Below are 26,418 nucleotides of genomic sequence, written 5' to 3' on the forward strand. Positions count from 1 at the left end.
CGTCCCCCGTCCCCCCTCCCCCGTCCCCCGTCCCCCGTCCCCCGGCGCCGGACTGTGGCCGCGGCGCCCGGGTGCTCTGGAGCCGCGCGGTCACCAGCACATGACCGCCGTCTCGCCCGCACCCCACGAGGAGTACAGACGCACCCGGACGACATAGCGGCGGCCCTTGACGAAACGGGCCCTGATCGTGGCGTTGCGGGGTGTTCCCCCGTCGTCCGCACCGGCGAGGTAGCGGGGCACGCCGTCCCGCTCCTCGAAGATCACGGCGACGGCGTCGCTGTCACCGAAGGTGCCCACGGAGTACTCCCGGGTCTCCGGCGGGTCCACCCGGAAGTCGGCCTGCTCGCCCGGTCCGAGCCCGAGCGGCACCGAACGGAACGGAACCAGCGGCCCCGGCCGGCCGACGGGCGGGTACCAGCGCAGGGCGAACTCCTTGTCGGCGGCGGAGAGGGTGCCGGGCGGATGCAGGCCCGAGCGGTAGTGCTCGGGCTCCAGTATCAGCCCCGACGGGAAGGCGTACTCCATGATCGACTGAGGGTCCCAGACCGGGCCGTTGGCCTCGTCGGTGTCGAGCTTGCGCAGGATGTTGTGGAAGGTCCGCTCCCGGCTCCAGTGGTTCGGCGGGCCCGCCAGTTCGGTGTAGACGGCCTCGTCGTCCCAGAGGATGCCGGCGAACGGACTCTGGTGCTCGTGCAGCATGCCGAGCGCGTGCCCGATCTGGTGCAGGGCCGTCGCGCGCTCCCCGGACGCGGTCAGGTCCCAGCCGAAGTTCATCGTACGGTCGTTCAGCCCGACCCGGAGCGCGTCCTTGCCCACCGCCGACCAGGAGCCGTCGCCGGGCTGGAAGCCGATGCGCAGTTCCGCCTCCGAGCGGTCGCCGACCTCGGAGAGGACCAGCCCGATACCGAGGTCCTGCCATTCCCGGAAGCAGTCGCGCACCACGTTCCGCTGCTCGTCGGTACCCACCCACGACACCCGTCGAGGCCGGCCCGTGCCCGGCATGGGGACGACGGAGGAGTCGGTGTCGCCGCCCAGGAAGCAGTAGTGCAGCACGGTGCCGTTGACCCACATCCGCTGCCCGCCGACGAGCGCGGCGAGGCGCTCGGCGGCCAGCCCCGGCGCGAACGCGGGGGGAGGCTGCTGCGCGAGCGAGCAGTAGCGTGCGGTCATGGCCCCAGACTGCCGCCCGGCCCGGTCCGGGCGCCTGAGTCGGGGGATACTCAAGTCACCCTGTATCAGGGACGAGTATGCCGACTCCTGTTCCCGTGACGACTTCCCTGCGGGACGCGAAGACGCTTCGGACGCCCTGGCCGTTCACCGGAAGGGCCGACGAACTGGAGCTGGTGCGCCGGTCGGTGACCGCCGGACGCGCCGGCATCGTGGTGACGGGCCCGGCCGGCCGCGGCAAGACCAGGCTCGTGACGGAGGCCGTCCGCGGCACCGACTGCGCCAGGGTGGCCGGGACGCCCGAGTCCCGGCATCTCCCCTTCGCCGCCTTCGCCCACCTGTTGCCCGAGAGCGTCACCCTGCACCGCGCGGTGCACCTCCTGTCCGGCGTACGGCTGCTGCTGGTCGACGACGCGCACCTGTTCGACGACGCCTCCGCCGCCCTCGTGCACCAGCTCGCCGTGCACGGCCGCACCCGGCTCGTGGTCGTCGCCACGGAGGGCGCCCCCGCGCCGGGCGCGGTGTCCCGGCTTTGGTCCGGCGAGCTCCTGCCGCGCCTCGCCCTGGAGCCGCTGCCCCGCGAGGAGACCACCGAGCTGCTCAGGGCCGGTGCGGGCACCGACCTGGAGCCCCTCACCGTCGACCGGCTGCACCGCCTGTGCCAGGGAGATCTGCGGCTGCTGCGCGAGCTGTTCACCGCCGTGAGCGAGCGGGGGCTGCTCACACCGGTCCCCGGCACCGGCCGGTCGGCGTGGCGGGGGCCGGTGCCGATCACCGTGACCGTGCGGGAGCGCACCGCCCACGTCCTGGACCGCGCCCGCGTCGAGGAACGCGAGACGCTCGAGCGCCTCGCCTTCGCCGAGCCGCTCCCCCTCGACCTGGACACCCTCGACGTAGGGACTCTGGAGCGCCTGGAGGCCGAGGGCCTGGTCACCATCGACGACCACGGCGCCACCCGTCTCGCCCACCCGCTGCACGGCCCGGTGCTGCGCGCCGCCGCCGGCCGGCTGCGGGCCCGGCGCCTGGCCCGAACCCCCGACCAGTGCGGCCCCGCCCTGGCCGCGGAGGAGGAGGCACTGGCCCGGGGCGTCGAGCGGGCCGACGTACGGGCGTTGGACACCCCTGTGGGGGAGTGGCTGGTGGCCGAGGGCGCGCCGCTGCCGGCGGGCTACGCCGCACTCCGCGCCCGGTTCGCGCGCCTGCGCGGCCGGCTGCACGAGGCCGCGGCCTGGGCCCGCGAGGGCCTGCGCGGCAGCCCCGACGACGCGTCCTGTCAGGAGGAACTCGCCCTGGCCGCCGCCCAGTGGGGCGACGCTACGGCGGAGGGCCACGGGGCGGCCGCGGCCTGGGCGGCCGCCGCGCGCGGCGACCTCGACGAGGCGGTCCGGGCGGCCGCCGGCGCCGGGGCCCCGTACGACGCCGTCCGGCTCGGCGCCCCCGAGTGGGCGGCCGGCCTGCTCACCGGCGTCTTCGCCGCGCACGCCGACGCCCTCGCGCGGGGCGACGGACCGGCGCTGGACCAGGCGGCCGGGGAACTGGAACGCCGCGGATTCCTGCTGTTCGCGGCCGAGGCGCACGCCCAGGCCGTACGCGTCCACCGCGACCCGGGCGCGGCCCGCACCGCCCGCACCCGGGCCGTCGCCCTCGCCCGGCGCTGCCAGGGCGCCCGTACCCCCGCGCTGTCCGGCCTGGCGCTCGGCGAACTCACCGCCCGTCAGCGGCAGATCGTCACGCTCGCCGCCGCCGGCCTGAGCAACCGGCAGATCGCGGAGAGACTCACCCTCTCCGTCCGCACGGTCGGCAACCACCTCTACGGCGCCTACACCCGCCTCGGCGCCGGCGACCGGGGCGCACTGCCCTGGCTGATGGAGCTGCCCGAGCCGCAACCCGCCTGACGCCGCGGTGTCCGGGGCGTCCTCAGGCTGCCCCGAACGGCCGGTCCTCAGGCTGCCCCGAACGCGGAGAACGCCCAGCCCGTCGCCTGGTGCACGGCGTCGTCCGGCAGCGCCGCCCGCGCGTCGCGCAGCGCCTCCGCCAGGGACAGCCCCGCGTCCAGACCCTTGTGCAGCGCCAGCATCAGCGGCACCACCGCCGCGTCGTTGACCGGTGCGCTGCACGCCACCACCCCGGCCGTGCCCAGCGGCAGCAGCGCGGTGACCAGCCCGAGCAGCTCGTCCGCGCCGACCGACGCGAACCGGGCGGTGTCGCAGCAGGACAGGATGATCCGGTACGGGCTGCGGTCCAGGCGCTCGAAGTCGTGCACGATGAGCGGCCCGTCCGCCATCCGCAGCGACGAGAACAGGGGGCTGTCCGCGCGGAACGTGCCGTGCGCGGCGATGTGCGCCAACGCGGCCCCGTCCAGCTCCCGCAGTACCCGCGGCACCCGCGCGGCGTCCCCCTCCAGCACGGTGGCCTCCTCACGCCGCCGGGCACCGAGCGACGGGCGGACCGGTTCGCGGCCTTGTCCGGTGGATGAAAGGGAGGGCACCGCGCGGTGGTCCCGCGGTAGCCGGTGGCCGGCGGTACGCGGACCGGGCGCCCCGTCGGCCGCCGACGGCGTCGGGACCGCGTGCCGGCCATCGGCCGGTGGCCGGCCGCCCCCAGGACCTGCCGACGCGGTGGGGCCTCCGCGCCCGTCCCGGGGCGACGGCACCCGCGCCTCCTCGGCACCCTCCTCGGCATCCGGCGTCCGCGACGCCGACCCGTACCGGTCGGCGAGTTCCGGTACCTCGGCCCCGCCGCTGGCCAGCCCCGGACCGCGCACCAGGACCTGGCGGCCACCGGGCGGGGGAGTGGTCTCCCTCGCGCGCAGCCAGCTGCTCGCCGACGGCGACACGCTCAGGACCCGTTCGCGCAGGGCGGGCAGCAGGGCCCACGGCACCCGGTGCAGCCGGCCCGGCGGGACCACGACGACCGGGCCGGAGCCGAGGTGCTCCGCGGCGGGACCGAGCAGGAGTTCCTGGAGGCGCGCGCCGGCCGCCTCCACCAGGGGCAGCCGGGCCTCCGCACCCGGGTGGGCCAGCCGCCGCAGCCCGGCCTGCACGTGCTCGGCCTCCCGCTCCGCCTCGGCCAGCAGCCCGGCCTCGAACCGCCGTACCCGGCCCTGCCCGCACAGCAGTACGTGCACCCGCCCGTCCAGCACGGCCAGCTCCACCAGCCGCACGTCGTCGCCCAGCCTTCGCAGCAGGCGTCCGACGTCGAACCGGTCGCCGTCGCCGGGCGCCTCGCCCCGCATGTGCAGGGTGCGGGAACGGATCTCCCGTTCCAGGCGCCGCTGTTCGCGCTCCAGCGCGGGGACGGGCCGGCCACCGTCCGTCCGGGCCGCCTCCGCGCGCGCGGCGATCTCGCGGAACGCCGTCATACCGCTGAGCAGCGCGGGGTCGGCCGGCGGCCGGGTCGGCGGCGTGGACAGCACTGTCGCCCGCCAGCGTTCGCTCCACACCAGCAGCCGCCGCGGCCCGCCCGAAACCAGACTCGCCCGCTGTGCCATCGCCGCCAGCTCCGCGCCCTGCGCGGTGGCCCGCGCCCGCAGCTCCGAGGCGCCCAGCGTCATCCGGTGGTCGTCGAGGACGTCCAGACCCCGCCGGCAGGCCTCCAGCACGCCGCGCGCCGAACCGGCGGCCCGCGCGCGCAGCGCCTGCGCCGCCCACCCCGTCATCCGCGCGAGCGGCGGCCCGCCGTGCCGACTGCGCGCGGCGACCGCCAGATGCCGTTCCGCGTCCGCCGTCCAGCCGAGCCCCAGCGCGATCCGGCCCGCGAGCAGCGACGCCTCCGGCGCGGCCGGCGCACCGAACGCCGCCAGCCGCTCCGCCACCGCGGCCGCGTCCGCGACCAGCCGGCCCGACTCCCGCCCCGTCGCGACCCGCGCCTCGATCAGCACCAGCCGGGCGTGCGTCTCGTACCAGGTGCGCCGCTGCCCGGCGAACAGCCGCACCGCGACGGCCGCGCGCGCGAGCGCGGTCTGCGGATCACCCGCCAGCCGCGCCGCCCGCGCCGCGACCAGCAGCAGCTCCGCCTTGCGGGTGGACTGCCCGCCGATCCCGTCCAGGGCGGCGATCGCCCCGTCCGCCTCGGTCAGCGCCTCCGGAGCGAGCCCCGCCGCCATCAGCACCTCGCAGCGCCGGATGGTGAGCATGAACGTCGGCGTGCCCAGCTTGCCGTACCGTTCCTCCGCCTCGTCCAGCAGCCGCAGCGCCGCCGGCACGTCACCGGACCGGAACGCCGCGAGCCCCCGGCTCTCCACCGCGTCGGCCTTGTCGTGCTCCTGGCCCGTGGTGTCCCACAGCGCCTCCGCCGCGGTGAAGTCGGCGTCCGCCCGTTCCACCGCGCCCAGCGCCAGATGCACGGTGGCCCGCAGGGTCAGCGCCCGCGCCGTCCAGATCACGTCGTCCGCCTGCCGCAGCACCTGGATCGCCCGCCGTACGTCCTCCAGCGCCTCGCCGTGCCGGCCCAGCACCCACCACACGTACGCCCGCCGGTACAGCACCCGCGCCCGGGTGTGCCCGGTGCCGCGCGCCACCCCCCGCTCGAACGCCGCGAGGCCCTCCCGGGTGCGCCCGCAGTGCACGAGCGCCACCCCGAGCGTGGCCAGTACGTCCGCCTCCCGCTCGGCGGACTCCGCGCGGGCCGCGAGGTCGCGGGCGCGCCGCAGATGGGCCAGGGCCCGCCGGGTGTCGCCGAAGTCCCGCTGCCAGATGCCGATCACCTGGTGGGCGATCGAGGCGTGCAGCGGTGAGGGATCGGCCCCGAGCAGCTCCTCCGCCCGCGCCAGCGCCTCGCCCGGGGCGGCGAACACCATCGGCAGCAGTTGGAGAACCGAGTTGTTTCCCGCTGTCACCCCACGGATGGTAGTGCTCCGCAACCGCGCCACACAGGTTCGAGTCTGTATCAATCAGCCACCCCCGGACTCTGATTGACGACCGTCGCCAAGACCGTCGCCAAGTCCGTCGCCAAGACCGTCGCCAAGTCCGTCGCCAAGTCCGTCGCCAGGTCCGTGGCCGAGACTGTCGGCGCGACCGTCGTCACCACCGCCGACCCAGTGGAGGAAATGCCATGGCACCACAGAGATTCCGCGAGCAGTTCGACCAGATCCAGCGCTCGATGCCGGGCGTCCCGCTGGCGATGGGGCCGGACGACTCGGCCGAGTTCTTCTACGAGAAGGGCGTCGTCCTCGCCCGCGACGGCGAGGAGGCGCGCCTCGTCGAGGACACCGTGCGCGACCACTTCACCACGATGGCCGGCCTCACCCCGGGCCACGTACGCCGGACGAGCCCCGAGTCCAACCGCACCGGCATCACCCGCATCCAGGTCGCCGACCCCGGCGAGGGCGACCGCGGCGGCGACCCCACCGTCGCCCATGCCATGCGCTCCCTCAGGACGATGGAGGGACGCGCCGGCCGCCGGCTGATCAGCCGGAACCACGTCGTCTCCATCGCCGTCAACGCCTGCCCCGGTGACGAGCCCGTTCCCGTACCGATCAGCGAGCCGCCGAACCCGGCCGTCGCCCGGACACCGTACGACGCCGGGAGCGCCGTCGGCGTCCTCGTCATCGACACCGGACTCATGCGCGACTACCGGTCCTACCCCCTGCTGGCCCACACCGACGGCGACGCCCAGATCAGGGAGTGCGACGAGGACGGCATCCTCCAGCAGTACGTCGGCCACGGCACATTCATCGCCGGACTCGTCGCCGCCGTCGCCCCCAACACCGAGGTGACCGTCCGCAACACCCTCAACGACGCGGGCGCCATCCTGGAGTCCGAGCTGGGCGAGAAGCTCTTCGAGGCCGTCGACCGGGGCGGCTGGCCCGAGGTCCTCAGCCTCTCCGCCGGCACCTCCAACGGCCGCACCGACGGCCTGCTCGGCGTCCACGCCTTCATGGAGGAACTGCGCGAGCAGCGCACCCTGCTGGTCGCCGCCGCCGGCAACAACGCCAGCGCCACGCCCTTCTGGCCCGCCGCCTACGCGGATCTGCCCGGCTGGGAGGACTCCGTCCTGTCGGTCGGCGCGCTGCGCGGCGACGGCGAGTTCGGCGCCTGCTTCAGCAACCACGGCGGCTGGGTCAAGGTCTACGCCCCCGGCGAGCGCCTCACCGGCGCCCTCACCGGTTTCCAGGCGCCCGTGCCGTACGTCTACCAGCACTCCACCTACGACGCCTGCCGGTACGGCTTCGCCTATGCCTGCACCTGCCAGTACCCCCGGCACAACGGGGTGCTCAGCGAGCCGGGCGAGGCCCCCGCCAAGCCGGACCAGGTGATGTTCGAGGGGCACGCGCAGTGGAGCGGTACCTCCTTCGCCACCCCCGTGGTCGCGGGTCTGGTCGCCTCCCACATGACGGAGCACAAGGAGCGGGACCCGCGGGCGGCCCGCGGGCAACTGCTCGCGGCCAACACCGAGTACGCGGAGGTGCGCGGGGCGCACGTGCCGGCGCTGCTGCCGCCCACCTGGTGCCCCGTCACCCTCGACCCGCCGTCCGGTGGGGCGTGAGCGGCCCGATGCCGGGCGGAACCACCCACTCCACGGCGTACGATGGCGTGTCGTACACGAGGGGTGGGACCGTGGACCGTGCAGATGTCGGGGTGCTCGTCCAGTTGGCCGCCGACGGGGACGCGGCCGCCTGGAAGTCACTGGTGGACGGGCTGGGCCCGCTGGTGTGGTCCGTGGTGCGGGCCCACGGGCTGTCCGACGCCGACGCGCACGAGGTGTACCAGACCGCCTGGTTCCGGTTCGCCCAGCACCTGGGGCGGATCCGCGAGCCGGAGAAGACCGGCTCCTGGCTGGCGAGCACGGCACGGCACGAGTGCCTGAAGCTGCTCAAGGCGTCGAAGCGGTGGACACCGACCGACGACCCGCAGCTGCTCGACCGGCCGAGCGAGGAGCGTACGCCCGAGGAGTCGGTGCTCGACTCCGAGGAGGCCGCCGCGCAGACCGAGCGCGTGCGCCGGCTGTGGCAGGAGTTCGAGCAGATGGGCGAGCGGTGCCGCCAGTTGCTGCGGGTACTGATCTCCTCGCCGCCGCCCAGTTACCAGGAGGTGTCCGCCGCGCTGGGAATCGCGGTGGGCAGCATCGGGCCGATGCGCCAGCGCTGTCTGCGCCGGCTGCGCGCCCGACTAGAGGCACGGGGGACGATATGAACGACACGCACGACGACTTCGGGGACGAACGGTCCGATCGGGCCTTCACGGACGACGAGCTCGCCAACGGCCTCCTGGAGGAGGAGTTGCGGCAGGCCGCGGCGATCCTCGACCCGGTCCCGGCCGGGCTGCGGCAGGTCGCCGTCGACGCCTTCGCGCTGCACGGCCTGGACGCCCGCGTCGCCGAGCTGACCTTCGACTCGCTGGTCGACGCCATCCCGGTCAGGGGGGAGACGGACCCGCCGCGGATGCTGACCTTCAGCGTGGACGAGGTGACCGTCGACGTCGAGGTGACCGCGGACGGTCTGATCGGTCAGGTGCTGCCGCCGGGCCCGGCCCGGATCGAGGTGCTGAGCGGGTCGCTGGCCCATGCCCGGCTGACGGCGGACGACATGGGCCGGTTCACCGGCGAGGCCCCGCCCACCGGCCCGTTCGCGCTGCGGCTGCGGACCGGCCGGGAGGTGGTCATGACGGAGTGGCTGCGCGCCTGAGCCCGCCGGCTGTCAGGACCGGGGCCAGGACCCCGGCCGACACCCGGTTCAGGGGCACGGCCCGGTGCCGAACGAGACCCCCTAGGACCCGGACCAGGCGCAGGGCAGGGCGCGCGGCCCGCGGATCATGGTCTTGCGGCGCCAGGCCACCTGGTCGGCGGGGACCGCCAGCCGCAGCCCCGGCAGCCGCTCCAGCAGCGTGTCGACGAGCAGCTCGGTCTGCGTCCGGGCGAGGACGGCACCCGTGCAGAAGTGGTGCCCGTTGCCGAAGGCCAGGTGCGGGTTGGGATCGCGGTCGAAGTCGATCCGGTCCGGGTCGGGGAAGACGTCCGGGTCCCGGTTGGCAGCGAGGTAGGACACGTACACGGGGTCGCCGGCCCTGACGCGCACCCCGTGCACGTCGACGTCCTCCAGGGCGATGCGGGCCAGACCCACCGAGGTGCGGTGCGAGATCCAGCGCAGCAGCTCGTCCAGGGCCTTGCCCCGCGCCTCGGGACGCTCCCGCATCCGGGCCATCAGCTCGGGGCGGGTCAGCAGCAGGTACAGCATCTGGCCCACGTTGTGGGTGACGGCCTCGCCGCCGATCTGCAGCGGCCCGGCCAGGCCCACAGCCTCCGTCTCGCCGACCTCGCCGCGGCCCACGGCGGCGCCGAGCATCGAGTACACGTCGTCGCCGGTGCCGTCGGCCCGGGCGCGGACGGTCTCCGTGATCCACCCGTACAGGCCCTGCTTTGCCCGCTCGGCGGCCTCGGCGCCGCCCGAGGTGGAGATGACCTGCCGTGTCCACGCGTGCACACGCTCCCGGTCCGCGGCCGGCACCCCCATCACCTCGCTGACGACGGCGATCGGGAAGGGCTCCAGGACCCGCTCGACCAGGTCCGCCGGCGGGCCGTCCCGGACCACCCCGTCCACCAGGCCGTCGAGGATTTCCTGCGCCCGGGGCCGCAGCTTCTTCGCCGCGCCCATGGTGAAGGCCCCCGCCACCGCGCGTCGCAGCCGGTTGTGGTCGGGTTGGTCGGCGAAGGCGAGCGAGCCGGGGCGTGGCTTGAAGTGCGGGGCGAGCCGTGTGATCTGCCGCTTCGTCACCTCGGCCCGCCCGAACCGCGGATCGTTGGTGATCGCCTTCACGTCGTCGTAGCGGGTGGCCAGCCACGCCCAGCCCTCGCCGTGCGGCAGCCGGACGCGGGTCAGCGGTCCCTCGCGCATCAGATCGGCGAGGACCGGGTCGAACCGCGGACCGTCCAGGTCGAGGGCGGGCCAGTCCCGTACCGGGGGCGGGGACTGGCCGGTCAGCGTGGTGGTCTCCTGCGTCATGCACCCACCCTCACCGCGCCCCGGGGCGGCTGTCGCGCGGGAGTGCTCCAGCCGGTGGGCGGGCCGGTGGTCAGCCCGACACGGCGTCGACGAGCACCGCCAGTGACCCGGCGAGGCGGGACAGACCGGGTCCGGCCGGGCCGCCCGGCTCGGTCATGTAGGTGTCCCGGCGGATCTCCACCATCAGCGCGCCGACCTCGCGCCGCTTCCCGTAGAAGTCCAGCGGTACGTACGTTCCGCTGAACGGGCTGTCCAGCCCCGTTTCCCCGCACGGGGCGAACGCCTCCCGGGCGGCGGCGAGCAGCTCGGACGGCGTGTGGAACGCGTCGGTGCCCAGGCAGACCGGCGGGCGCGGGCCCTCGCCGTGCAGCTCGTACGGGAGCGGCTCGGTCGGGTAGGAGTGCACGTCGATGATCACTGCCCGACCGGTGGCGGCGAGCCGGTCGGCGACCGCCTCGGTCATCGCCCGCGCGTACGGCCGGAAGTACCGCTCGATCAGGGGCTCCGGGTCGATGCCGTCGGCCCGCAGGACCTCGCGGTGCGACGTGCGCGTGTACACGGCGCCCATTCCGACGGCCGTCATCTCCTCCCGCTCGTCCGGGAACCGCTCCGGGTCGACGACCAGCCGCGACGTCCGGTTGACGAAGCGCCAGGGCGTGCGGCCGGCCAGTCCTGCCGCCGCCTCGGCGATCCGGGCGGTGTGCGAGTCGGTGATGTGGTCCAGCTCCCGTTCCAGCCCCGCGTCGTCCAGACCGATGCCGGGGCGGACGTCGGCCGGTATCCGCCGTGAGGAGTGCGGCACGTGGAGGAGCACGGGCGACGCGGGGGCGCCGGGGACGATCTCGTAGGACGCGGCGGTGTCGGTCATGTGGGTGCTCCGCAAGGATGTGGGGATCCGCAAGGATGTGGGGATCCGCAAGGACGTTGGGATCCGCAAAGACGTGGGGATCCGCGAGAACGTGGAGATGAGACAGACGGGCACCCCGTCTCCGCCGAGCGGAAACGGGGTGCCGTGGGGTGCGCGAGGGCTCCCGAGGATCAGGCGAGGGACGCCAGCGCCTCGTTCCACGTGGCCGACGGACGCATGACCTCGGCGGCCTTGGCCGGGTCGGGCTGGTAGTAGCCGCCGATCTCGGCGGGCTTGCCCTGGACGGCGTTCAGCTCGTCGACGATGCGCTGCTCGCTCGCGGCCAGCGACGCGGCGAACGGCGCGAAGGCCTTCGCCAGGTCGGCGTCGTCGGTCTGCTTGGCCAGCTCCTGCGCCCAGTACAGGGACAGGAAGAAGTGGCTGCCGCGGTTGTCGATGCCGCCGATGCGACGGGTCGGCGACTTGTCCTCGTTGAGGAAGGTCGCCGTGGCGCGGTCGAGGGTGTCGGCGAGGACCTTGGCGCGGGTGTTGCCCGTGACCTCGGCGTACTGCTCCAGGGACGGCACCAGGGCGAAGAACTCGCCGAGGGAGTCCCAGCGCAGGTAGTCCTCCTTGACCAGCTGCTGCACGTGCTTGGGCGCGGAACCGCCGGCGCCGGTCTCGAAGAGGCCGCCGCCCGCCATCAGCGGGACGACCGACAGCATCTTGGCGCTGGTGCCCAGCTCCAGGATCGGGAACAGGTCGGTCAGGTAGTCGCGCAGCACGTTGCCGGTGACGGAGATGGTGTTCTCACCGCGGCGGATGCGCTCCACCGACAGCTTGGTCGCCTCCACCGGGTTGAGGATCCGGATGTCCAGGCCCTCGGTGTCGTGCTCCGGCAGGTACGCCTTGACCTTGGCGATCAGGTTGGCGTCGTGGGCGCGGCCCTCGTCCAGCCAGAAGACGGCCGGGTCGCCGGTGGCGCGGGCGCGGGTGACGGCCAGCTTCACCCAGTCGCGGATCGGCGCGTCCTTGGTCTGGCAGGCGCGGAAGATGTCACCGGCGGAGACCGTCTGCTCCAGGACGGCGGTGCCGTTCTGGTCGACCAGGCGGACCGTGCCCGTGCTCGGGATCTCGAAGGTCTTGTCGTGGCTGCCGTACTCCTCGGCCTTCTGCGCCATGAGGCCGACGTTCGGGACCGAGCCCATCGTGGAGGGGTCGTAGGCGCCGTTGGCGCGGCAGTCCTCGATGACGGCCTGGTACACGCCGGCGTAGGAGGAGTCCGGAATGACGGCGAGGGCGTCGTGCTCCTGGTCGTCCGGGCCCCACATGTGGCCGGAGGTGCGGATCATGGCCGGCATGGAGGCGTCGATGATGACGTCGGAGGGCACGTGCAGGTTGCTGATGCCCTTGGCGGAGTCGACCATCGCCAGCTCCGGGCCCTCGGCGAGCTCGGCGTCGAAGGAGGCCTTGATCTCGGCACCCTCGGGCAGGGACTCCAGGTCCTTGTAGATGCCGCCCAGACCGTCGTTCGGGGTGAGGCCGGCCTTGGCGAGCGCCTCGCCGTACTGGGCGAAGGTCTTCGGGAAGAAGGCGCGGACCACGTGGCCGAAGATGATCGGGTCGGAGACCTTCATCATCGTGGCCTTGAGGTGCACGGAGTACAGGATGCCCTCGGACTTGGCGCGGGCGATCTGGGCCGTGAGGAACTCGCGCAGCGCGGCGACGCGCAGCACGGAGGCGTCGACGACCTCGTCCTTCTTCACGGGGACGGACTCGCGCAGCACCGTGGTGGTGCCGTCGTCGCCGACCAGCTCGATCCGCAGCGTGCCGTCCTCGGCGATCACCGCGGACTTCTCGGTGGAGCGGAAATCGTTCTCGCCCATGGTCGCGACGTTGGTCTTGGACTCGCCGGTCCAGGCGCCCATGCGGTGCGGGTGGTTCTTGGCGTAGTTCTTCACCGAGGCCGGGGCGCGGCGGTCGGAGTTGCCCTCGCGCAGGACCGGGTTGACCGCGGAGCCCTTGACCTTGTCGTAGCGGGCGCGGACGTCGCGCTCCTCGTCGGTCTTCGGGTCGTCCGGGTAGGCCGGCAGCGCGTAGCCCTGGCCCTGCAGCTCGGCGATCGCGGCCTTGAGCTGCGGGATGGACGCCGAGATGTTCGGCAGCTTGATGATGTTGGCCGCGGGGGTCTTGGCCAGCTCGCCGAGCTCCGCGAGGGCGTCCGGAATGCGCTGGTCCTCGGTCAGGTACTCCGGGAACAGGGCGATGATGCGGCCTGCCAGCGAGATGTCGCGGGTCTCGACCGCGACACCCGCCTGCGAGGCGTATGCCCGGACCACCGGCAGGAACGAATACGTCGCCAGGGCCGGGGCCTCGTCAGTGTGTGTATAGATGATGGTCGAGTCAGTCACCGGGTGCTCCGCTCCACGTCTGCAACATTGCTCGACATCAAGATATCTCGTGATCGCCCCGGGCTCGACAGGGGCCGTGCGGTGATTCCCGGACAACCGGCCGCACGGCCCCTGCCGACAAGTGACCGAACGGGTGGGTGACCGGGTGGTGACCGGGCCGGACGGGTCAACGGTGATCAGGCGAGCGGGACGACATCCTCGCCCGCCCGCTGCTGCGGGAACACCACGGAACCCTGCTGGAGCGCGACCCTCCGGGCGGGCGCCGGAATGCGGATGTCCTCCTCGCGGTAGCGCCTGTGCAGGCGCTTGATGAACTCGTGCTTGATCCGGTACTGGTCGCTGAACTCGCCGACGCCCAGGATCACCGTGAAGCCGATCCGCGAGTCGCCGAAGGTGTGGAAGCGCACCGCGGGCTCGTGCTCCGGCACCGCGCCGGTGATCTCGGTCATCACCTCGGCGACCACCTCGGTCGTCACCCGCTCCACGTGCTCCAGGTCACTGTCGTAGGAGACGCCGACCTGGACCAGGATGGTCATCCGCTGCTCGGGCCGCATGAAGTTCGTCATGTTCGACTTCGCGAGCTGGCCGTTAGGGATCACGACCAGGTTGTTGGACAGTTCGCGGACGGTGGTCTGCCGCCAGTTGATGTCCTCGACGTAGCCCTCCTCGCCGCTGCTGAGCTGGATGTAGTCACCCGGCTGCACGGTCTTCGAGGCCAGGATGTGCACACCCGCGAAGAGGTTGGCCAGTGTGTCCTGAAGGGCCAGCGCGACCGCCAGACCACCGACGCCCAGGGCGGTGAGCAGCGGCGCTATGGAGATGCCCACCGACTGCAGCATCACCAGGATGCCGATGGCCAGCACCAGGATGCGGGTGATGTTGACGAAGATCGTGGCCGACCCGGCGACACCGGAGCGGGACAGCGTCACCGTGCGCACCAGGCCGGCGACCACCCGGGCCGCCGACACCGTCACCACGAAGATCAGCAGCATCGTCAGCACCTGGTTGACGCCGTGCTGCACCGCCCGTGTCAGCGGCAGCGCCGCCGCCGCACCCGCCACACCGCCCGCGACCGCCGCCCACGGCGCCACGGTGCGCAGCGTCGCCACGATGACGTCGTCGCCGCTCCAGCGGGTCCGCCCGGCGTGTCCCGCCAGCCAGCGCAGCAGCATGCGCAGCAGGAAAGCCCCCAGCAGGCCCGCCACCAGCGCGATGCCGGCGGGTACCAGGTGGTCCATGGTCGGGTCGTCCGTCACCGGCCACCTCCGGAGGATACGGCTACGGCGAAGTCCCTCGCCGACGGCCGGATGTGAAGTCTCGTCACGTCGTCACCTGCTCGATGCCTGCTGGACCGGGGATGCGCGATCGCCCCGGCCCGCAAGGCAGTTCGACCGGCGCGACCGTTCATCCTGCCGTATGCCGGGCAGTGGTCGGTACCGCGCACAGGAGTGCGGAGGAGCGAGGCGGGGTGTTCCGGCCTCAGATCACCCTCGTCCGTACCAGCGCGGCCAGCGTCAGCGCCCCCGGCAGCAGCGGCAGCCACACGGTCATCAGCCGGAACGCGAGCACCACCGCCGTGGCCACGGCCGCCGGGCCGCCCGCCGCCACCAGCGCCACGACCAGCGCCGCCTCCACCGAACCGATACCGCCCGGCGTGGGCACCAGCGCCACCGCGACCGTCGCCGCCAGATACGCCACCGCCATGTGCGCGGCCGGCACCGACAACCCCAGCGACCGCCCCACCAGGACCAGCGCCGCCGCCTGGAGCGCCGGAAAGGTGAACGCGCCGCCCCACAGCGCCAGCGCCCGCGCCGGGCGGGTGTGCACCGAGCGGGCCTCGCCGAGCGCCGTCCGCAGGAAGGACACCACCGCCGTACGCAGCCGTGGCACCAGCGCGAGTACGCCCGCCGCCACCACCGGCACCGCGCCCGCGGCGATCAGCAGCGGCCCCGCGGCCCCCTCGGGCAACAGCGTGCCGAGCCGCAGCGCGCCGGGGAACGCGATCAGCAGGACACCCAGCAGCGCGACGCGTCCGACGCTCTCCGCCAGCAGGTACAGGGCGAGGGCGGCCGAGGAACGGGCGAGCGGTAGCCCGCACACCGCCATGAACCGCAGGTTGACCGCGCTCGCCCCCAGCCCCGTCGGCAGCAGGTGGTTGGCCGCGCCCGCCGCGAACTGTGTGGCGAGCAGCCGCCGCCGGGGCAGCCGCTCCACCACGGCGCCCTGCCGGGTGAAGGCCGCGGCGACCCAGGTCAGACAGGTCGCGCAGGCCGCGGCCAGCAACCAGGGCCACCGGGCCGTGGCGAGATGACCGAAGCCCTCGGCGAGCACGGACCGGTGCCGCACCGCCACCACGGTGAGCAACAGCAGTGGAAGCACGCAGAAGACCCGCCGGACCAGCCGGACACGACCGTCGCGAGGGTCGACGCGAGGACCGGGGCCGCGGCCGGAGACGGCCGGCTCGGGGAGTTCTACCGCTGTCACACCACGAGAGATTCCCCCTACGGCGCCAACTACGGGTGGCCGACGCGCGGACGAGGGTTTACGGATGGCGGGCGACCGGCTCTTGACCTCAAGGTTGATCGAGGTTCTACCGTCACTCGCATGAGCATGGAGACCACAGCCTGGACCCAGCTGCACAGCGTCATGAACGCCGAGCAGGAGCGCCGACCCCTCGCCCGCGCGACGCTGCGCCGCATCGGCGCCTTCGCCCGCCCGCATCGCCGCAGCATCGCCCGGTTCGTCCTACTCGGGGTGATGACGGCGCTGCTCGCCGTCGCCACACCCGTCCTGGCCGGCCGCGTCGTGGACACGATCGTGTCCGGCGACGACGAGGGCACGGTCGTACGCCTCGCCCTCCTCATCGCACTCATCGCGGTCGCCGAGGCGGTGCTCGGCATCCTCTCCCGCAGGCTTTCGGCGAGGCTCGGCGAGGGACTCATCCTCGATCTGCGCACGGCTGTGTTCGATCATGTGCAGCGCATGCCGGTCGCGTTCTTCACACGTACTCGTACGGGAGCGCTGGTCTCCCGTCTCAACAACGACGTCATCGGCGCCCAGCGGGCCTTCAGCAACACCCTGTCCGGCGTGGTCAGCAACCTGGTCACGCTGCTGCTCACCTTCGCCGTCATGCTCACCCTCTCCTGGCAGATCACCCTCCTCGCCCTGGCGCTGCTCCCGGTGTTCGTGCTCCCCGCCCGGCGCATGGGCCGCCGCATGGCCCTCATGCAGCGCGAGGCCGCCACCCTCAACGCCGCCATGGGCACCCGTATGACCGAGCGCTTCTCGGCCCCCGGCGCCACACTGATCAAGCTGTTCGGCCGCCCCGAGGACGAGTCGGCCGAGTTCGCCGACCGCGCCCGCCGCGTCGCGGACATCGGGGTGCGCACCGCCACCGCCCAGGCGGCGTTCATCACCGCCCTCACCCTGGTCTCCGCCCTCGCCCTGGCGCTCGTCTACGGCCTCGGCGGCTGGTTCGCCCTGCGCGGCACCCTGGACCCGGGCGCCGTCGTGGCGCTTGCGCTGCTCCTGACCCGGCTGTACGCACCGCTCACCGCGCTCGCCGGGGCCCGCGTGGAGGTCATGAGCGCCCTGGTCAGCTTCGAGCGGGTCTTCGAGGTGCTGGACCTCACCCCCCTCATCGACGAGAAGCCCGACGCCCGCCCCGTCCCCGACGGCCCGGTCGCCGTCGAGTTCGACGACGTCCGCTTCGGCTACCCGTCCGCCGACAAGGTCTCCCTGGCCTCCCTCGAGGAGGTCGCCTCCCTGGACACCCGGGGCGGCGAGGAGGTCCTGCACGGCCTCTCCTTCCGCGCCGAACCCGGCCAGACGATCGCGCTCGTCGGCTCCTCCGGCGCCGGCAAGTCGACCATCGCCGGGCTGCTGCCGCGCCTGTACGACGCCGACGGCGGCACCGTGCGCGTCGGCGGCGTCGACGTCCGCGACCTGGGCGCCCGTTCCCTGCGCGACACCGTCGGCATGGTCACGCAGGACGGCCACCTCTTCCACGACACCGTGCGCGCCAACCTGCTGCTGGCCCGTCCTGAAGCCACCGACACCGAACTGTGGGACGCGCTGCGCCGCGCCCGCCTGACCGACCTCGCACGTTCCCTGCCCGACGGTCTCGACACGGTGGTCGGCGAGCGCGGCTACCGGCTCTCCGGCGGTGAGCGCCAGCGCATGACCATCGCCCGGCTGCTGCTGGCCCGCCAGCGCGTCGTCATCCTCGACGAGGCCACCGCCCACCTCGACAACACCTCCGAGGCGGCCGTCCAGGAGGCCCTCACCGAGGCCCTGGAGGGCAGGACGGCCGTCGTGATCGCGCACCGGCTGTCCACGATCCGTGCGGCCGACCAGATCCTGGTGGTCGAGGCGGGCCGCATCGTGGAACGCGGCACCCACGACGAACTCCTGACGGCCGGCGGCCGCTACGCCCAACTGCACCGCACCCAGTTCGGGCGGCGGGCACCGGAGAAGACGGGCACGCTGGAGAAGGCGGAAAGCGCGGGGAAGGCGGGGACACCGGAGAAGGCCGGGACGGCGGCGTAGCCGCGCAGGGAGAGCGGGGGGGGAAGGAGGACGGTGCGGGGCGGAACGGCGCGGGTGCTACTGGGGGCCGGCCGGCCCGCCCCGCACGGGCAGGTCCTGCTCGGCCCACACGACCTTCCCCTCGGGCGTGCGGCACGAACCCCAGCTCCGGCACATCATGTTGATCAGCTGGAGACCGCGCCCGCTCTCGTCGCTCACGTCCGCGCGCTGGATCCGCGGCAGATCCGGCCCGGAGTCGGAGACCTCCACCGACAACCGCCGCTCGTGGCGCAGCAGCCGCAGCTCACCGGGGGCGTTCCCGTATCTCAGGGCGTTGGCGACCAGCTCGCTGACGACCAGCTCCGTCGAGTCGACGAGATCCTCCAGGCCCCACCTCACCAGTTGCTCGCGCACCACCGCACGGGCCATTCCGGCGGCCTTGCCGTCCGGCGGCAGGGTGCGCACGTACACGTCACCCTCCGGAGAGAGCGGGCGGGCGGCGGCGATCAGGACGATCGCGTCGTCGGACCGGTCGCCGCCGACCCGCTCGGTGACCGTCCGGCACCCCGTGTCGTCCCCGGGCACACCCTCGCCGACGGCCCTGCGCAGCCGTTCCATCTGGGAGGCGAGGTCGGCGGTGCGCGACCTGATCAGGCCGTCCGTGTACAGCGTGAGCCGCCCCCGCTCGGGCACGGGACAGTCGACCGGGTCGTACGGGATCACCCCGCACCCCAGCGGCGCCCCGGCGGGCACGTCCAGGAACGAGGCGGTGCCGTCGGGCCCGGTCAGCAGCGGCGGCGGGTGGCCGGCGCTGGCGATGCGGAAGGTACTGCCGCACGGGTCGTAGACCGCGCACAGACAGGTGGCGACCTCGTCCTCCTCCAGATCGCGGGCGGCCAGGTCCAGCCGGGCCAGCAGCTGTTCGGGCGCGATGTCGAGGGCCATCAGCGTACGGGCCACCGTGCGCAGCCGGCCCATGGTCGCGGCGGCGGCCAGGCCGCGCCCCATCACGTCACCCACCATCAGCGCGGTACGGCCGCTGGGCAGCGCGACCACGTCGAACCAGTCGCCGCCCACGGCGGCCGGATCACCGGCCGGGTCGTAGCACGAGGACACCTCCAGCCCGGGTGTACTCGGGCTGGACCGCGGGAGCAGGGCCCGCTGGAGCGTGACCACGTGCTCGCGTTCCCGCCCGTAGAGCCGGGCGTTGTCGATGTACACGGCGGCCCTGGACGCCAGCTCCATCACCAGCGCCACGTCGGCACGCGTGAACGGTGTCCGGCTGCCGGCCCGGACGAGGTCGGCCAGGCCCAGCAGCACCCCGCGTGCGATCAGCGGTACCGCGAGGTACGAGTGGACGCCCGCGCGCCGCATGAGATCGGCCGCCTCGGGGGTGGGCGCGACGGCGTGGAAGTCGGACGGCTCCATACGGGTGACCAGCACCGGCTTCCGAGTGGTCAGACACGTGCGCACCAGGCGGTCGGCGGTGTACACCGACATCTCGCCCACCGGGTCCGGCGCGAGGTTCAGCCCCGGGACCTCCGAGACCGCCATGGCCCGGAGCTCGGGGGTACCCGCCTTCCCCTCGAAGTGATCGCCCTGCTGGAACCGGAGCACCGACTCCAGCAGGTCCACCGCGCACCCGTCGGCCAGTTCGGGCACGGTGAAGCCGGCCAGCTCCTCAGACGTGCGCCGCAGGTCCAGCGTGGTCCCGATGCGCATACCGGCCTCGTTCAGCCACGCCAGCCGACGCCGGGCGCGCACCGCCTCGGTCACCGGCCGCAGAGCCGCCTTCAGCGCCCGGCGGCCGCCCACCAGGGGCTCGGGAGGCCGGCGGAGCCCGCGCAGCCACGGTCGTTCCCGCACGCGTCGCCTCCTCCCACAGCCTCCTGCCCCGATTCTGCCCTGCCTCGGAGCGCCCGGCGACGGCGGTGCGCGGCGACGGCGGTCGCGGCCGACGGCGGTGCGTGGCCGACGGGCGCCGAGCGGGGCACCGCCAGGGGGCACGTCAGGTGCGCAGCCACACCGCCGTGTCCGCCGGGAGCCGGCCGTCGGAGTCGAGCGGCCCGCTGCGGAGCAGGAGCGTGCTGTGTGCCGGCAGCCCGACCGGCCCGGGGGACAGGTTGGCGACACAGATCAGGCCGCCCGCGCGCTGGAACGCGAGGACGCCGTCCGGCGCGGGCAGCCAGTCGAGCGGGCCGTCGCCGAAACCGTCACCGAGACCGTCGGCGGAGCGCCGCAGGCGCAGTGCCCGGCGGTAGAGCGCGAGCATCGACTCCGGGTCGGTGCTCTGGCGGTCCGCCGCGTACGCCGACCAGCCGGCGGGCTGCGGCAGCCAGGGTTCCGCCTCGGAGCCGAAGCCGCAGTACGGGGCGTCGGCCGACCACGGCAGCGGTACGCGGCAGCCGTCCCGGCCCGGATCGGTGCCCCCGGAACGGAAATGCATCGGATCCTGGATCCGGTCGAGCGGTACGTCCGCCTCGGGCAGACCGAGTTCCTCCCCCTGATACAGGTAGACCGACCCGGGCAGGGCCAGCGTCAGCAGGGCTGCGGCCCGGGCGCGCCGGGTCCCGAGGGCGAGGTCGGTCGGAGTGCCGAAGGCCTTCGTCGCGAAGTCGAAGCCGGTGTTCGCACGGCCGTACCGGGTCACGGTGCGGGTCACGTCGTGGTTGCAGAGCACCCAGGTGGCGGGGGCGCCGACCGGGGCGTGCTCGGCCAGGGTGTCGTCGATGGTCCGGCGCAGCCGGTCCGGGTCCCAGGGGCAGGACAGGAAGTTGAAGTTGAAGGCGGTGTGCAGCTCGTCGGGCCGCAGGTAGCGGGCGAAGCGCTCCGCGTCGGGCAGCCACACCTCACCCACGAAGACGCCCCCGTACTCGTCGGCGACGGCCCGCCAGGAGCGGTAGATGTCGTGCAGTTCGTCCTGGTCGATGTAGGGGTGCGGGTCGACGCCCTCCTCGAAGTCCGCGAGCGCGGGGTGCTTCGCGAGCAGGGCGGCGGAGTCGATGCGCACACCCGCGACGCCGCGCCCGAACCAGAAGCGCAGTACGTCCTCGTGCTCCCGGCGCACCTCGGGGTGAGCCCAGTTGAGGTCGGGCTGCTCCGGCGTGAAGAGGTGGAGGTACCACTCGCCGTCCGGGACGCGGGTCCAGGTGCGGCCGGAGAACTGGGAGGGCCAGTTGTTCGGCGGCAGTTCGCCGTGCTCCCCGCGCCCGGGACGGAAGTGGAAGCGCTCCCGCTCCGGGCTGCCCGGGCCGGCCGCCAGCGCCGCCCGGAACCAGGCGTGCTGGTCCGAGACGTGGTTGGGGACGATGTCGACGATGGTGCGGATACCCAGCTCCCGCGCCTCGGCGATCAGCTTCTCGGCCTCACCGAGGGTGCCGAAGGCCGGGTCGATCGTGCGGTAGTCGGCCACGTCGTAGCCGCCGTCGACCAGCGGTGAGACGTACCAGGGGGTGAACCAGACGGCGTCGACACCGAGTTCGGCGAGGTACGGCAGTCTCGCACGTACGCCCGCGAGGTCACCGGTGCCGTCGCCGTCGCCGTCGGCGAAACTGCGGGGGTACACCTGGTAGATGACGGCGTCGCGCCACCAGTCTTCGGTGCGGTGCGGGTTGGGGGCTGCCACGTGACGGTCCTTTCGGGCAGGTTGGATTTTCGCCGTCGGCCCGCACAGGGCGGGGCGTCGGACGAGCCGGCGGCGAAGGCTGACGGGGACGAGCCGGTGGGGCGGGGAGGAGGACTGGCGGGGAGGAAGGAAGAGGGGCGGGGAGGACAGGAGAAGGGATGGGAGGGGGCGCGGGCGGAGTACCTCAGCCCTTGAGCCCGCCGGCCGTGAGTCCGCCCATGATGTTGCGCTGGAAGATCAGGAAGATGATCAGGGTCGGCAGCGAGGCCATGGTGAGCGCGGCGATCAGCACGTTGACGGGCACCCCGTTGGACAGGGAGTAGATGCCGACGTTCAACGTCTGCTTGGCCGGGTCGGGCAGCGTCAGCATGGGCCAGAGGAAGTCCTTCCAGACGCCCACGATCGCGAAGATGGACACCACGCCGAGAATCGGCCGCGAGATGGGCAGCACGATCGACCACAGGGTGCGCATCGGCGAGGCGCCGTCCATGGACGCGGCGTCCAGCAGCTCCCTCGGGATCGAGTCGAAGAACCGCTTGAGCAGGAAGATGTTGAAGGCGTTGGTCACCGAGGGCAGCCAGATCGCCCACGGCGTGTTGAGCAGGTTGCGTTCGAAGATCGGCACGTCGAGCACCGTCAGGTACTGCGGCACGACCAGCACGGTCGCCGGGATCATCAGCGTGGCCAGCATCATGCCGAGGATGGCCTTGCCGAAGACCGGGCGGAGCTTGGACAGGGAGTACGCCGCGGCCACGTCGAGGACCAGTTGGAAGACCAGCGCGCCGAACGCGTAGAACAGCGTGTTCCCCAGCAGCCCGGCCAGGTCCATGACGTTCCACGCCTGCGCGTAGTTGTCGGGTTCGAACGACTCGGGAACCAGTGTCGGAGGTGTCCGGACGACTTCCTGGGTGTCCTTGAAGCCGCTGGAGACCATCCAGTACATCGGGCCGAGGAAGACGACGGTGAAGAGCGCGACGACACCGCCGAACGTCACCCAGTAGAGGACCTTGCCGCGGGGCCGGGCGAGTTGGGCCGGTGAGATGAGCGTGCGTGTGGACATCTGTGGTTTCCCCCGGGGCTCTCTACTCGTCCTCGGCGCGGCTGAGCTTCACGTACGCCGCCGAGAATGCGGCGAGGAGTACGAGGAGCAGCAGGCCGAGGGCGGCCGCGGCGCCGTAGTCGTTGAAGTTGAAGGCGTACTGGTAGATGAGGTAGACGACGGTGGTGGTCGAGCCCTCGGGGCCGGCGCCGCCGGTGAGCAGGAAGGGCTCCACGAAGACCTGCATCGTGGCGATGATCTGCATGAGCAGCATCAGGGAGAGGATGAGACGGGTCTGCGGGATCGTCACGTGCCAGATTTTGCGCAGCAGCCCGGCCCCGTCGAGCTCCGCCGCCTCGTACAGCTCACCGGGGATGCCCTGGAGCGCGGCGAGGTAGATCAGCGCCGCGCCGCCCATGTTCATCCAGGTCGACGCGATGACCACGGAGAGCATGGACAGGTCGGGATCCTGCAGCCACTGCTGCTCGGGCAGCCCGAAGAAGCCGAACAGCTCGTTGAGCATGCCGTAGCCGGGGTCGTACAGGTACTTGAAGAGCAGCACGGCGGCGACCGGGGGCAGCATCACCGGCAGATAGACCAGCAGCCGCAAGTATCCCTTGCCGTGCCGGAGTTCGTTGATGACCAGGGCGACCGCGAAGGGCACGGCGAAGCCGAAGACGAGGGCCAGCACGGTGAACAGCAGCGTGTTGCGCCATGCCTGCCAGAAGGCCGGGTCGTTGAAGACCGTGCGCAGGTTGTCCAGGCCGACGAAGGAGACCTCGCCCTGGTCCGTCTTCTGGAAGGCGAGGAAGAACTCCCGGACCATGGGGTACCAGGAGAAGAACGCGAAGCAGAGGACCGCCCCGATCAGGAAGCCGTGGGCGGTGAGATTGCGCCGGAGGTTCCCGCCGAAGGACCCGCCGGGCGAGGGCGGCCCGGCCGGCGGCGGCTGGGAGTGGCGGGATCTCGCCGCCTTGCTCGGGGTCGGGCTGGGGGCCGACATCGTCGCTCCTTGGGACTGGTCTCGTGGGCCCCGGGGAGCGGTACGGCCCGCCCCCCGAGGGAGCCGGTCACTGCGTGGCCAGGACCTGGTTGACCTGCTGCTCCGCGGTGGAGAGCAGCTTGTCGACGTCGGCGTCCTCGTTGGTGAGGATGCCGGACATCACGTTGTCCAGGACCTTGTAGAGCTCCTGGGCCTTCGGCGGCTCGGCCTTGCCCGGGACCGGGTTGTCCAGATACGCCTTGAAGTTCTCGACCGGCATGGTGGCGTGCTCGACCCGGGCCGCGTCGTCCTTCGTTTTCGACTCGTTCAGCCAGAAGTTGGGCTGGGGGAGGCCGACCGGCAGCTTGTCGGTCTTCTTGCGGGCCCAGTTGAACTGGCCCTCGCCGACGGTGAGGTTCTGGAAGTTGAGCCAGGCGACGCCGGCCTTGATCTTGTCGGCGGAGATCCCCTTCTTGATCATGTAGTTGTTGCCGCCGGCCAGGGTGTTCTTGGAGCCCGGGATCGGGCCCATGCCGAAGTTCTCGTAGTCGGCGCCGAGTTGCTGCACCATGTACGTGATGTCGTCGGGTGCGGCGAGGAACATGCCGAGCTTGTCGGTGGCGATCTGCTTCTGCAGGTCGCCCCACTTCAGCAGCTGGGTCTTGCCCATGCTCTCGTCCTCCCAGCGCATGGCGTGGAGGTTTTCGGCGACCTGCTTGCCCAGCTCGTTGTTGAACGCCGCCTTCTTGCCGCTCGCGTCGACCACCTCGCCGCCGAGGCTGAACATCTGGGCGGTGAAGTGCCAGCCGCCGGTGTTGCCCGCGCTGTACTCGCCGAAGCCGGCGATTCCTTCGCCCAGGCCGGCGATCTTTTTGGCGGCGGTGCGGACCTCGTCCCAGGTGCGCGGCGGGGCGTCCGGGTCGAGTCCGGCCTTCTCGAAGAGCGCCCGGTTGATCAGCAGGCCCATCGTGTAGTTGCTGGTGGGCAGGCCGTACAGCTTGTTCTCGTGCTTGAGCGAGCCGAGGACGTTCGGGTCGATGTCCTTCAGGAGCGGCACGGTCTTCTCGTTGACGTACGCGGTGATGTCCTCGGCGCCGTCGGCGTCCAGCACCTGGGGCAGGTCGGTGAAGTACGTGTAGAAGACGTCGGGCTGCGACTTGGCCTTCAGCATCGCCGTGAAGCGCGGCGGTTCCAGGCACTGGCCCGGAGTGGAGCGGCCCTCGATGGTGACGTTGGGGTACGTCTTGTTGAACTCCTTGACGTCCTCCTTCCACTCCTTGAGCTCGGCCGCCTTCGCCGCCGGGGGCATGCAGTCGATGGTGATGGTCACCTTGGTCTTCGGGTCCAGCGGAGCAGCCGGGTCGGAGGACCCGCTGCTGCCTTCGGAACCGCCGCCGTCGTCGTCACTGCTGCTCGTGCCGCAGGCGGCCAGAGCGGTCAGGGTGAGAGCGGAGACGAGTGTGATGGCGCCGGCACGACGGGTACGGCGGAGCCGAGCACTTCTCATGGGTGGTCCCCTTCGGGCATGAACGTGGAAGGCGCCCCACCGCCGATGCGTTGTGGGGCGCCGCTCACTCAACCACCGTGAACAAGAGCACGCAATATCTCGCGCTGATTTCGTAATTGCTGGACAGCTCGTCGAAGATGCTGAGAGGCGGTTACTTGGCGGATGCCTGTGCGGTGGAGCCGCGGACGACGAGTTCGGGTTCGAAGAGGAGCTCTCCGTGGGGTACTTCGGTGCCCTGGATCTGGGCGCAGAGGAGGTCGACGGCGGCGCGTCCCATGGCTTCGATGGGTTGGCGGACGGTGGTGAGCGGGGGTTCGGTGCAGGTCATGAAGGCGGAGTCGTCGTAGCCGACGACGGAGATGTCGCGGGGGACGTGGTGTCCGCGCCGGCGTGCGGCGCGGATGGCGCCGAGGGCGAGGGGGTCGCTGGCGCAGATGATGCCGGTGACTCCGCGTTCCAGCAGGCGGGAGGTGGCGGCCTGGCCGCCTTCCAGGGAGAAGATCGCCCGCTCGACGAACTCCTCGGGCAGTTCGGAGTGCAGGGCCTGGGCAGCTTCCCGGGCGGCGGCCAGCTTCCGGCGGGAGGGGATGTGGTCGCTGGGACCGAGCACCAGACCGATCCGCTCGTGCCCGAGGGAGACCAGGTGCCGCCAGGACTGCTCCACGGCCACCGCGTCGTCGCAGGCGATACAGGGGAAGTCGAGGTCCGTGATGGAGGCGTTGATCAGCACCACCGGGATGTTGCGTTCCGCGAGCAGCCGGTAGTGGTCGTGCGGGGCGTCCGCCTGCGCGAACAGCCCACCGGCGAAGACCACGCCGGACACCTGTTGCTGTAGCAGCAGTTCGACGTAGTCGGCCTCGGAGACGCCACCCTTGGTCTGCGTGCACAGCACGGGTGTCAGTCCCTGTTGGGCCAGCGCGCCGCCGATGACCTCGGCGAACGCCGGGAAGATCGGGTTCTGCAGCTCGGGCAGCACCAGCCCCACCAGTCGCGCCCGCTCACCCCGCAGCTGCGTCGGCCGTTCGTACCCCAGGACGTCCAACGCGCTCAGCACGGACTGCCGGGTCGCATCGGAGACACCGGGCTTGCCATTGAGCACCCGGCTGACCGTGGCCTCGCTGACCCCAACCTTCTTCGCTACTTGAGCAAGTCGTCGCGTCACGAACGCAAGAGTAGCGCAAACTATGCAAGGGAATTGCGCCAGTCGGCGACCCGTTCGACAGGACCGTCATCGATCCAGGGGGCGCTTCGGGCGCGTCGATCGGGGGATCCGATCCGGGTGTCGATCCGGGCGTCGTGCCGTCGTCGGTGTCTTCCGCCTACTTGGCGGATGCCTGTGCGGTGGAGCCGCGGACGACGAGTTCGGGTTCGAAGA

At 72.5% G+C, this 26,418-nt stretch carries 18 protein-coding genes; 5 read left to right on the top strand and 13 right to left on the bottom strand.

From position 1 onward, the window contains the following. Positions 1-90: 90 nt before the first annotated feature. Entirely contained in the window at positions 91-1,170 is a 1,080-nt protein-coding gene (absR1, locus tag ABEA26_RS20850; protein WP_345594327.1) for a beta-glucuronidase AbsR1, read from the bottom strand. A gap of 77 nt (positions 1,171-1,247) precedes the next feature. Between absR1 and ABEA26_RS20855 the strand changes: the two genes are divergently transcribed. Next, complete coding sequence (locus ABEA26_RS20855; RefSeq protein ID WP_345594329.1) at positions 1,248-3,062, top strand: LuxR family transcriptional regulator AbsR2; 1,815 nt, start codon at positions 1,248-1,250, stop codon at positions 3,060-3,062. A 47-nt stretch (positions 3,063-3,109) separates the two neighbouring features. On the opposite strand, the gene ABEA26_RS20860 is transcribed toward ABEA26_RS20855, so the two are convergent. Beyond that, on the bottom strand, positions 3,110-5,965 hold the full coding sequence (locus tag ABEA26_RS20860) for a CHAT domain-containing protein (protein WP_345594356.1): 2,856 nt from the start codon (positions 5,963-5,965) through the stop codon (positions 3,110-3,112). Between the two features lie 254 nt (positions 5,966-6,219). Here ABEA26_RS20860 and ABEA26_RS20865 point away from each other — a divergent pair, with 254 nt between their 5' ends. Genes ABEA26_RS20865 through ABEA26_RS20875 form a run of 3 tightly spaced genes read left to right on the top strand, consistent with a single transcriptional unit; the run spans position 6,220 to position 8,791 of the window. Further along, entirely contained in the window at positions 6,220-7,653 is a 1,434-nt protein-coding gene (locus tag ABEA26_RS20865) for a S8/S53 family peptidase (RefSeq protein ID WP_345594331.1), read from the top strand. Between the two features lie 8 nt (positions 7,654-7,661). Continuing rightward, entirely contained in the window at positions 7,662-8,300 is a 639-nt protein-coding gene (locus tag ABEA26_RS20870) for an RNA polymerase sigma factor (protein ID WP_345594332.1), read from the top strand. Continuing rightward, on the top strand, positions 8,297-8,791 hold the full coding sequence (locus ABEA26_RS20875; protein ID WP_345594333.1) for a hypothetical protein: 495 nt from the start codon (positions 8,297-8,299) through the stop codon (positions 8,789-8,791). Before ABEA26_RS20870 ends, ABEA26_RS20875 begins: the two co-directional genes overlap by 4 nt. A gap of 81 nt (positions 8,792-8,872) precedes the next feature. Here the strand turns inward: ABEA26_RS20875 and ABEA26_RS20880 are convergent, their stop codons facing one another. The 5 genes from ABEA26_RS20880 to ABEA26_RS20900 all read right to left on the bottom strand — a co-directional run bounded on the left by ABEA26_RS20880 (position 8,873) and on the right by ABEA26_RS20900 (position 15,742). Beyond that, positions 8,873-10,105, bottom strand: a complete 1,233-nt coding sequence (locus tag ABEA26_RS20880) for a cytochrome P450 (RefSeq protein ID WP_345594334.1) — start codon at positions 10,103-10,105, stop codon at positions 8,873-8,875. 70 nt (positions 10,106-10,175) lie between these two features. Further along, positions 10,176-10,973: an N-formylglutamate amidohydrolase gene (locus ABEA26_RS20885; protein WP_345594336.1), complete on the bottom strand. Its 798-nt coding sequence runs from the start codon at positions 10,971-10,973 to the stop codon at positions 10,176-10,178. 170 nt (positions 10,974-11,143) lie between these two features. Beyond that, positions 11,144-13,363, bottom strand: coding sequence for an NADP-dependent isocitrate dehydrogenase (locus ABEA26_RS20890; RefSeq protein ID WP_345594338.1), 2,220 nt, complete (start codon positions 13,361-13,363; stop codon positions 11,144-11,146). 176 nt (positions 13,364-13,539) lie between these two features. Further along, positions 13,540-14,601 (bottom strand): mechanosensitive ion channel family protein, encoded by a 1,062-nt coding sequence (locus ABEA26_RS20895; protein ID WP_425587869.1) that lies wholly within the window; start codon positions 14,599-14,601, stop codon positions 13,540-13,542. A gap of 241 nt (positions 14,602-14,842) precedes the next feature. Further along, a complete protein-coding gene (locus ABEA26_RS20900; protein WP_345594358.1) occupies positions 14,843-15,742 on the bottom strand; it encodes a lysylphosphatidylglycerol synthase transmembrane domain-containing protein in 900 nt (299 codons plus the stop codon). Positions 15,743-15,973: 231 nt separating this feature from the next. Here ABEA26_RS20900 and ABEA26_RS20905 point away from each other — a divergent pair, with 231 nt between their 5' ends. Then, on the top strand, positions 15,974-17,911 hold the full coding sequence (locus ABEA26_RS20905) for an ABC transporter ATP-binding protein (protein WP_345594359.1): 1,938 nt from the start codon (positions 15,974-15,976) through the stop codon (positions 17,909-17,911). Positions 17,912-17,968: 57 nt separating this feature from the next. Here ABEA26_RS20905 and ABEA26_RS20910 read toward each other — a convergent pair whose 3' ends face one another. The 6 genes from ABEA26_RS20910 to ABEA26_RS20935 form a co-directional block, all read right to left on the bottom strand. Continuing rightward, positions 17,969-19,756: an ATP-binding SpoIIE family protein phosphatase gene (locus ABEA26_RS20910; protein ID WP_345594342.1), complete on the bottom strand. Its 1,788-nt coding sequence runs from the start codon at positions 19,754-19,756 to the stop codon at positions 17,969-17,971. A 142-nt stretch (positions 19,757-19,898) separates the two neighbouring features. Next, complete coding sequence (locus ABEA26_RS20915; protein ID WP_345594343.1) at positions 19,899-21,515, bottom strand: glycoside hydrolase family 13 protein; 1,617 nt, start codon at positions 21,513-21,515, stop codon at positions 19,899-19,901. 184 nt (positions 21,516-21,699) lie between these two features. Then, on the bottom strand, positions 21,700-22,575 hold the full coding sequence (locus tag ABEA26_RS20920) for a carbohydrate ABC transporter permease (protein WP_345594344.1): 876 nt from the start codon (positions 22,573-22,575) through the stop codon (positions 21,700-21,702). A gap of 22 nt (positions 22,576-22,597) precedes the next feature. After that, the gene (locus ABEA26_RS20925; protein WP_345594346.1) at positions 22,598-23,557 is read right to left on the bottom strand and encodes a carbohydrate ABC transporter permease; all 960 of its coding nucleotides are present in this window, start codon (positions 23,555-23,557) and stop codon (positions 22,598-22,600) included. A gap of 67 nt (positions 23,558-23,624) precedes the next feature. Beyond that, entirely contained in the window at positions 23,625-25,043 is a 1,419-nt protein-coding gene (locus ABEA26_RS20930; protein WP_345594347.1) for an extracellular solute-binding protein, read from the bottom strand. A gap of 151 nt (positions 25,044-25,194) precedes the next feature. Then, positions 25,195-26,205, bottom strand: coding sequence for a LacI family DNA-binding transcriptional regulator (locus ABEA26_RS20935; protein ID WP_345594349.1), 1,011 nt, complete (start codon positions 26,203-26,205; stop codon positions 25,195-25,197). Positions 26,206-26,418: the final 213 nt, after the last annotated feature.

It is taken from the genome of Streptomyces marokkonensis (assembly GCF_039539045.1).
Taxonomy (GTDB): domain Bacteria; phylum Actinomycetota; class Actinomycetes; order Streptomycetales; family Streptomycetaceae; genus Streptomyces; species Streptomyces marokkonensis.

Coding starts and splice junctions, on each gene's coding strand:
- absR1 (WP_345594327.1), bottom strand. CDS start 1,170: ATGACCGCACGCTACTGCTCGCTCGCGCAGCAGCCTCCCCCCGCGTTC.
- ABEA26_RS20855 (WP_345594329.1), top strand. CDS start 1,248: ATGCCGACTCCTGTTCCCGTGACGACTTCCCTGCGGGACGCGAAGACG.
- ABEA26_RS20860 (WP_345594356.1), bottom strand. CDS start 5,965: ATGGTGTTCGCCGCCCCGGGCGAGGCGCTGGCGCGGGCGGAGGAGCTG.
- ABEA26_RS20865 (WP_345594331.1), top strand. CDS start 6,220: ATGGCACCACAGAGATTCCGCGAGCAGTTCGACCAGATCCAGCGCTCG.
- ABEA26_RS20870 (WP_345594332.1), top strand. CDS start 7,662: ATGCCGGGCGGAACCACCCACTCCACGGCGTACGATGGCGTGTCGTAC.
- ABEA26_RS20875 (WP_345594333.1), top strand. CDS start 8,297: ATGAACGACACGCACGACGACTTCGGGGACGAACGGTCCGATCGGGCC.
- ABEA26_RS20880 (WP_345594334.1), bottom strand. CDS start 10,105: ATGACGCAGGAGACCACCACGCTGACCGGCCAGTCCCCGCCCCCGGTA.
- ABEA26_RS20885 (WP_345594336.1), bottom strand. CDS start 10,973: ATGACCGACACCGCCGCGTCCTACGAGATCGTCCCCGGCGCCCCCGCG.
- ABEA26_RS20895 (WP_425587869.1), bottom strand. CDS start 14,601: ATGGACCACCTGGTACCCGCCGGCATCGCGCTGGTGGCGGGCCTGCTG.
- ABEA26_RS20905 (WP_345594359.1), top strand. CDS start 15,974: ATGGAGACCACAGCCTGGACCCAGCTGCACAGCGTCATGAACGCCGAG.
- ABEA26_RS20920 (WP_345594344.1), bottom strand. CDS start 22,575: ATGTCCACACGCACGCTCATCTCACCGGCCCAACTCGCCCGGCCCCGC.
- ABEA26_RS20925 (WP_345594346.1), bottom strand. CDS start 23,557: ATGTCGGCCCCCAGCCCGACCCCGAGCAAGGCGGCGAGATCCCGCCAC.
- ABEA26_RS20930 (WP_345594347.1), bottom strand. CDS start 25,043: ATGAGAAGTGCTCGGCTCCGCCGTACCCGTCGTGCCGGCGCCATCACA.